Raw genomic sequence first — 7,257 nt, 5'->3', positions numbered from 1 at the left:
CTTCGGTGAGTCCCGGTGCTGGCGCGATCAGCACCATGCCGGCGAGCGTGGCGCCATGCTTGGACACCGCCGCGCGGCGGCGGAGTTCCCGCGCCAGCAGCAGCGCCATCCAGCCGCCCATCGACGAGCCGATCACCACTTGCGGTCCCGAGCAAAATTGCTCGAACACCGCCAAGCTCTCTTCCAGCCAGCGGCTGATGGTGCCGTCGGCGAACTCGCCGGACGATTCGCCGTGGCCCGAATAGTCGAAGCGGACGCAGGCGCGTCCGCGCTCAGCCGCCCATTCGTCGAGCGCCACCGCCTTGGTGCCCTTCATGTCGGAATGGAAGCCGCTCAGCCAGAACAGGCCGGGGCCAGGAGCGGGAACCGCACCTCGCCGCGCCCGGACGGCGAGCCGGCGCGTGTCGGAACCGCTGCCGACCCTGACAAACTCGGGGGCCTCAGCCTGGGTGTCGGCCATCGCACGGTCCTTTCGACAAATTCCATTCAGCTTCGGCTTTTGCCGCAGCCGGTCCTCGGCCGTCAAACCCGCCTGCCGGGCCTCGGCGTTGCCCAAACGCCGCATCCGGGCGTGGCTTTCGGGCGCTTATGCGGAAGTTGGCTTGTCGGGTGGGACTTTGTCGGTCACACTGCGTTACGATCGTATGAGAGGGCCTTGGATCAATCGCTTCGGCGATGGACCGGGGCCGTTCGGTTTTGCCTTCGGTCGCGCTCTCACCTATATGGAACACGCGATCGGGGCGGCGGAAGGCCGCCAGTAACCAGCTCATCGATCGTTCGCCGTCAACGTTCACAACATTGGAGCAAATCCCATTCGCCGTCCCAACAGAGCCCCGCCCGTCGCCGCCAAAGACGGGCCGCGCACCAACGATGAAATTCGCAACGCCGAAATCCAGCTGATCGACCATAACGGCGTCAATCAGGGCAAGGTCGAGACGTCCCTCGCCGTCAAGATGGCGATGGAGCAGGGCATGGACCTCGTCGAGATTTCGCCGAACAACGTCCCGCCGGTCTGCAAGATCATGGACTACGGGAAGTACAAATATTCGGCGCAGAAGAAGGCCGCCGAGGCCCGCAAGAAACAGAAGATCGTCGAGATCAAGGAGATCAAGCTCCGCCCGATGATCGACGATCACGACTACGGCGTGAAGATGAAGGCCATGCAGCGCTTCTTCGAGGAAGGCGACAAGGTCAAGATCACCTTGCGCTACCGCGGCCGCGAAATGGCTCACCAGGAAATCGGCACCAAGCTGCTCGAGAAGGTGAAGGCCGACGTCGCCGAAATCGCCAAGGTCGAGCAGGACGCCCGCTTCGAAGGCCGCCAGGTCGTCATGGTGCTGGCGCCGCGCTGATCGCGCAGTCTGCAAAAGTTATGTCCGAGCAAGGCCCGTCAGAAGCTTCTGGCGGGCCTTTTTCGTTGCTCAGGTGTTCGGCTGCTCGGTCTCGCCGGCATTGTCGATCCCGGCTTCCTGCGGCGTGAACTGGTACACCGACGAGCAGAACTCGCAGGTCACGACGACCTTGTCGTCCTTGACCATCTCGGCGCGATCTTCCGGCGAGAAGCGGGACAGCATGCCGGCGACGGCATCGCGCGAGCACGAGCATTGCGCCCGCATCGGCAGCGACGAAAACACCCGCACGCCGCGCTCGTGAAACAGCCGGAAGAGCAGCCGCTCGCCCGACAGGTCGGGATCGATCAGTTCGACGTCTTCGACGGTCGCGATCAGCGACTGGCCTTCGACCCAGGCGTCGTCCTCGTCGACGGTGTGTGCCGTCGTGCCTTCCGGCGCATCGCCCGGATCGAGATCGGCCTGTCGCATCCGCTCCGGCGACTTGGGCAGGAACTGCAGGAGCATGCCGCCGGCGCGCCAATGATGCCGGCCGCCTTCGCCGCCGCGCCATTCTTCGCCGACCGCAAGGCGGACCCTGGTGGGAATCTGTTCGGAGCGCATGAAGTACTCGTGCGCGGCGTCTTCCAGGCTGCCGCCGGTCAATGCGACGAGACCCTGGTAGCGCCGCATGTCGGGGCCCTGGTCGATGGTCATCGCCAGATGGCCGTTGCCGAGCAGCGCACCGGACGACAGGCCGGGCTCCAGCCGCGCCTCGTCGAACCGCGCATAGGCGCGCAGCCGGTCGGGTGCCTGAAAATCGACGATCATAAACGACACCGGGCCGTCGGTCTGGGTCTGGAGGATGAAGCGGCCGTCGAATTTCAGCGACGAGCCGAGCAGCGTCGCCAGCACGACGGCTTCGCCGAGCAGGCGGGCGACCGGCGCCGGATAGGCGTGCTTCTCCAGCATCTCATCGAGCGAGGGGCCGAGTCGGGCCAGCCGGCCGCGCAGATCCAGCGGGCCGACCTCGAACGGCAGCACGCTGTCGTCGATCGGCACCGCCGATGGGGCGCGAACGGGTGGGTTTTCGTTGGTTTCCGGAGAGGTCGAGGTCATGGGCCTGTATTTGGGGGTGGTGCGGCAAAATCGAAAGGGCTGCCCGGTTTGTCGCATGCGGCAGGCTCGGCTGCCAGTCGGCGGGCCGCGCGGGCGGCAAAGACCGGCATCCGCCGGGGGCGCCGCATGGCAGCCAACCGGCTTTGCATATACGGCCCTTCGTCCGGGCGGGCGCCGCGTCGGCAGCCACACGGTCTGCCCGAGCCGGCGCGATCTTGCGATTGAATGATGATCAACATATAATTCGATTAGTTCGGCGAATTGCTTTGCCGAGGCCGCCGGCATCCCAGCGGGCCTCTGGCCCCATCGAGGACATTGTCATGACCGCACGCGAGATCGTTCTGTGCCACCCCGTCCGCACCGCCATCGGCGCCTATAACGGCACGCTGAAGGGGACGCCCGCGACCGACCTCGGCAGCGTGGTGATCCGCGAGACGCTGCAGCGTGCCAAGCTGTCGCCCGAGAACGTCGGCTCTGTGGTGATGGGCAACGTCATCCAGGCGGGCAATCGCATGAACCCGGCACGCCAGGCCTCGATCGGCGGCGAGGTGCCGGTGTCGGTGCCGGCCTACACGGTCAATCGGGTTTGCGGCTCGGGCGCGCAGGCGATCGTCACTGCGGCTCTCGAAATCGCCAATGGCGATATCGACGTCGCCGTGGCGGGCGGCATGGAGAACATGGACCGCGCGCCGTATTTGCTCGACGGCGGGCGCTGGGGCTATCGCATGGGCCCGGCTGAAATTCACGACAGCATGCTGACCGACGGCCTCAATGACGCCTTCTCCGGTGAACATTCGGGCTGGCACACCGAGGATCTCGTCAGCAAGGTTCAGATCACCCGGGCCGAGCAGGATCGCTTCGCCGCGCGCTCGCAGCAGCGTTTCGCGCAAGCGCAAAAGGCCGGCGCGTTCGACGACGAAATCGTGCCGGTGCCGGTCAAGGGACGTAAAGGAGTCGAGACTTTCGTGGCCGACGAAGCGCCGCGGCCGGACACTACGATTGAAGTCCTGGCCAAGCTGAAGCCCGCATTTCGTCCCGACGGCACCATCACGGCCGGCAATGCGCCGGGCCTTAACAGCGCGGCGTCGGCCATGATCGTCGCCGATCAGCGCTTTGCCGACCAGGCCGGCATCGAGCCGCTGGCGCGTCTCGTCGGCTATGGTGTTGCGGCAGTCGAGCCCGGCATGTTCGGTCTCGGCCCGGTGCCGGCGGTGCGCAAGGCGTTGCAGCGCGCCGGCTGGGACCTCGGCGATATCGAACGCATCGAAATCAACGAAGCCTTCGCGGCCGTACCGCTCGCCGTCATCAAGCAACTCGGTCTCGCCGAAGACATCGTCAATGTCGAAGGCGGCGCCATCGCGCACGGCCATCCGATCGGCGCCACCGGCGCGATCCTGACGACGCGCCTGCTGCATGCAATGAAGCGCGACGGACTGCGCAAGGGCATGGTCACCTTGTGTATCGGCGGCGGTCAGGGCATCGCGCTAGCGCTCGAAATGCTGTGAGTCCGCGCGCCGCGAGTTGCACGTCGTGCCGACGTGCGGTCGCGAACGTTGTTCCCGGGCTGCCGGAGGCACCCCAGGGACACACTCGGCCCGAAACAAGTTGATACCGTCTCTGCTGCCTTGACCCGGCGCGCCCTTCGATGATCTCAAAGGTCGGAGCTGGTGCGGGTGTCGCCGCGCCGCGTATCGCACGCCGCGTGGCGCCGCGCCGGAACCGTCAGCATGCGAACTGGTCTCACAGCCTGCTTGTTACTTGTTGTCGCGCTCGGCACATCGTTGCCACAGCGCGCCAGCGCGGCCGCGGATCAGCCCGAGCATCCTGCGGTCGCCGAGGCGAGCGGCGAGCAGGCGATCGCCGTCACCAAGGATCCCAAGCTCGAACTACTGCGCACCGCAAAAATCTCCCTGGCCCGTGCGGTCGGGATCGCAAACAGCCTGCATCCCGGCGCCAAGACGGCGCATATCAAGTCCGACATCGTCCTGCAGTCGCTGGTCTACCGCGTTCGCATCGTGAAGCGGCAGAAGGTCTGGGACGTGGTGATCAGCGCCGAGACCGGTGCGGTGCTGCACGACGACGACGTCTCCGCACTGGTCGATCCGGATTCGGAGGAGGCGGGCGAACTGGCGGCGCTGCAGTCGGTCGGTCCGGGCATGCCGGATGCGATCGCCGTGGCCGAGCGCTCACTCGGCGGACGGCCGGTCCAGGCCGAGCTTCGTGCCGAAGACGGCAAGTTGAAGTTCGTCGTCGTGGTGCTGCTCGGCGAAGATCTGAAGGAAGTCGTGCTCGAACCTCCCGGCGCACGGCTGCGCAAAGCACCGACCTCGCGTGACGACGCTCCGGCGCGTCGCAAGCCGCGGAGTCAGGAGCCGTCGTGATCGCGGCAGTGCGGCTCGGGGGTGTGCCTGAACCACGCAATCCGGCGCGCCAGTTCTGATTCCGTCCAAAGCAGAACTACTCTGGAAGCGGCGTGTGCTGGCGAGGAAGCTGCATCGGATTGCTGGTCGGCAGCGGCGAGTGCCTGCGCGTACGCATCGCACTCGTCCGGCCGATCATGGCTTCGACGATCGCGACGAATGGGCCGTCAGCGAAGCCTGTTTCGCATGACCCGTCGCAGTTTCTGATCGGATCATCTGCGCGCCCATCGTCGGCACCGTCGACCTGGTGCAGCCCTGTCAGGTCAGGGCTTCCGAACGGGCAGGTGATCCTGCCTGGAGTCACAGGCCCGTTGCCGCATGGCGCCGGGAGCAATCCCGAACCGCCGCTTGAAGGCGCGGGTGAAGGTCTCCTGGCTGGCAAATCCCAGCCCGAGCGCAATCTCGCCGATCGTCATCGGCGCGAGGCGATGATCGCGGATCTGCGCCAGGCTGCGCTCCAGCCGCGTGTGACGGATGTACGCGGCGAACACGATGCCGGCGTCGGCGAGAACCTCGAACAACGTGCTGCGTGAAAGTCCGAGTTCACGACAGATCAGCTTGGCCGACAACATCGGATTGACGAGTTCGTCGTCGATGAAAGCGAGGATACGACGAAGGGTCTGTTCGCGGCGCGATGGCGCGACGGGCCGAGCCGATTGCACGTTCGCGGCGCGAATGAGGAGGGTCGATAGTTGATGGCCGGCGAAGTCGTCGACCAGTTCGAGGTCCGCCGGGATGTCGTTCAGAGCATCGATGTAGGCTGCCGCGAGCCGTCCTGCGCCGGTCCTGCCGATGACGCTGAGCGGTCTTCGACTGATCTGCTGCAGATGGCGGCGCAATCCGGTTTCGGGCAGCGTGGCGCAAACGATGTCGCAGCCGCCGTCGAAGAAAATTGAAAACGGCTCGTTGGTGTCGACAAGGACGATGTCGCCCGGACGTGCGACGGCGCGTTGGCCGAACTGTTCGACGATGGATTCGCCGCTGACTTGCAAATTGGCGTAGTACGAGCCGTCCTGACCGGTTGCAATGCCGAGGGCCGTTCGCGCGATCACCGAGGGTACGGATCGCACCCGGGAAATATGGATCGACGCGCCCATCGTCGCATCGATGCTGCCGTCGAACGTGCCACCGGAAAGATCCTCCGGTTCCAGTGGCAGATAAGTCCGGCAAACCGCTTCGCGCCAATAAGCGAAGCGTTCGTATGCTGGTACGTCCTGCATATTCCATGAAAGGCGAGGCATCGGCGGACCCCGTGAGAGGTGATCGCAGTCGCCCGAAGCAAACAACGTGCCGGCCAGCCAGACATTTCGTCAGATGCTTTTGGACGCATCGTCAAATGACCGCGGCGCAAAGTCAATGACAGGCTGCTGTGGTAACGCCGGTGACCCGCCGGCGCCGGACAGGAGGACCCGCATGCCGATCGATTTCACCCTGACCCCCGAACAGCGTGATCTTCAAGTATCAGCGCGCGCCTTCGCGCGGCGCGTTCTCGCCGAGGTCGGTCCTGCGACCCGCAACCTTCCGACGCCCGAAGCGCGCTTCGCTGAGACACGTCCTTTCTATGAGGAAATCATCCGCGAGGGGTTCCTTCGGCGCTTGCTACCGGTGCCGGTCGGCGGCGGCGGAACGGGCATGGTCGACATGGCGGTCGTTGCGGAAGAGTTTCAAGCGGTCGACACCAGCGTGTCGCTCACCCTGTTCGCAACCATGCTCGGGCTGATGCCGATCCTGGCGGGTGGTTCCCCTGAGCAGTGCAAACGGATGCTGGCGCCGTTCCTCACCGCGACGGGCACGCCTCTGGCGGCCTTCGCCTTCAGCGAACCGGGTGGCAGCGCGAATTTCGCTGCGCCGCCGCCGGCGGAAGGACTACGGACCCGCGCCGTGCTGGACGGTGACCAATGGCGGATCGACGGAGCGAAGCATTGGGTGTCCAGCGCCACTGGGTGGGATGGCAAGGGGGCCGATTTGATCTGTGTGGTCTGTCGTACCAGCCCGACCGCTCCGCCAGAGCAGGCGATCTCCGTGATCGTCGTCGAAGGTCCGGCAGACGGCATCGTGCTGGAGCGCGCGCAGGAATCGGTCGGGCACCGTGCCCACCTCACGCCGCGATTCCGGATCGAGGGCGTCCGCGCCGCCAAGGACAATATCCTGGGCGGTCCGGGGGCCGGGCTGCAGATCGTGGAGGCGAGCTTCACCGGCACCGCGGCGCTGGTCGGCGTGTTCAGTGTCGCGTTGATGCGCGCCGCGTTCGATTTCACGCTCAATTTCGCGCGCACCGATCGCCGCGGAGGCGCTGTGCCGATCATCGAGCACCAGGCGGTCGGCTACGCGTTAGCCGACGCAAAGACGGCGATCGAAGCGGCGCGTGCTCTGAGTTGGCGGGCGTGCCG

Annotated in this window: 7 protein-coding genes; 4 read left to right on the top strand and 3 right to left on the bottom strand. The window is 65.8% G+C overall.

The window, feature by feature from the left end:
- Positions 1-460: alpha/beta hydrolase (locus I5M_RS28070; RefSeq protein ID WP_022724435.1), on the bottom strand; the 460-nt coding region annotated here is incomplete at its 3' end.
- A gap of 352 nt (positions 461-812) precedes the next feature.
- Here I5M_RS28070 and infC point away from each other — a divergent pair.
- Positions 813-1,352 carry a translation initiation factor IF-3 gene (gene infC / locus I5M_RS28065; protein WP_031337877.1) on the top strand — a complete coding sequence of 180 codons (540 nt, stop codon included), beginning with the start codon at positions 813-815 and terminating at the stop codon, positions 1,350-1,352.
- Between the two features lie 69 nt (positions 1,353-1,421).
- Here the strand turns inward: infC and I5M_RS28060 are convergent, their stop codons facing one another.
- Positions 1,422-2,447 carry an Hsp33 family molecular chaperone gene (locus tag I5M_RS28060; RefSeq protein ID WP_022724433.1) on the bottom strand — a complete coding sequence of 342 codons (1,026 nt, stop codon included), beginning with the start codon at positions 2,445-2,447 and terminating at the stop codon, positions 1,422-1,424.
- A gap of 320 nt (positions 2,448-2,767) precedes the next feature.
- Between I5M_RS28060 and I5M_RS28055 the strand changes: the two genes are divergently transcribed.
- Both I5M_RS28055 and I5M_RS28050 read left to right on the top strand, forming a co-directional pair.
- A complete protein-coding gene (locus I5M_RS28055) occupies positions 2,768-3,952 on the top strand; it encodes a thiolase family protein (protein ID WP_031337873.1) in 1,185 nt (394 codons plus the stop codon).
- Between the two features lie 222 nt (positions 3,953-4,174).
- A complete protein-coding gene (locus tag I5M_RS28050; RefSeq protein WP_031337871.1) occupies positions 4,175-4,828 on the top strand; it encodes a PepSY domain-containing protein in 654 nt (217 codons plus the stop codon).
- 302 nt (positions 4,829-5,130) lie between these two features.
- Here the strand turns inward: I5M_RS28050 and I5M_RS28045 are convergent, their stop codons facing one another.
- The gene (locus I5M_RS28045; RefSeq protein WP_148287977.1) at positions 5,131-6,153 is read right to left on the bottom strand and encodes a helix-turn-helix domain-containing protein; all 1,023 of its coding nucleotides are present in this window, start codon (positions 6,151-6,153) and stop codon (positions 5,131-5,133) included.
- Positions 6,154-6,280: 127 nt separating this feature from the next.
- Here I5M_RS28045 and I5M_RS28040 point away from each other — a divergent pair.
- Positions 6,281-7,257: acyl-CoA dehydrogenase family protein (locus I5M_RS28040; protein ID WP_022724430.1), on the top strand; the 977-nt coding region annotated here is incomplete at its 3' end.

The organism is Rhodopseudomonas sp. B29 (assembly GCF_000333455.1).
Classification (GTDB): Bacteria; Pseudomonadota; Alphaproteobacteria; order Rhizobiales; family Xanthobacteraceae; genus Rhodopseudomonas.
Note: the sequence above shows the minus strand (reverse complement) of the source record. Positions and strands in the feature narration are given on the sequence as shown.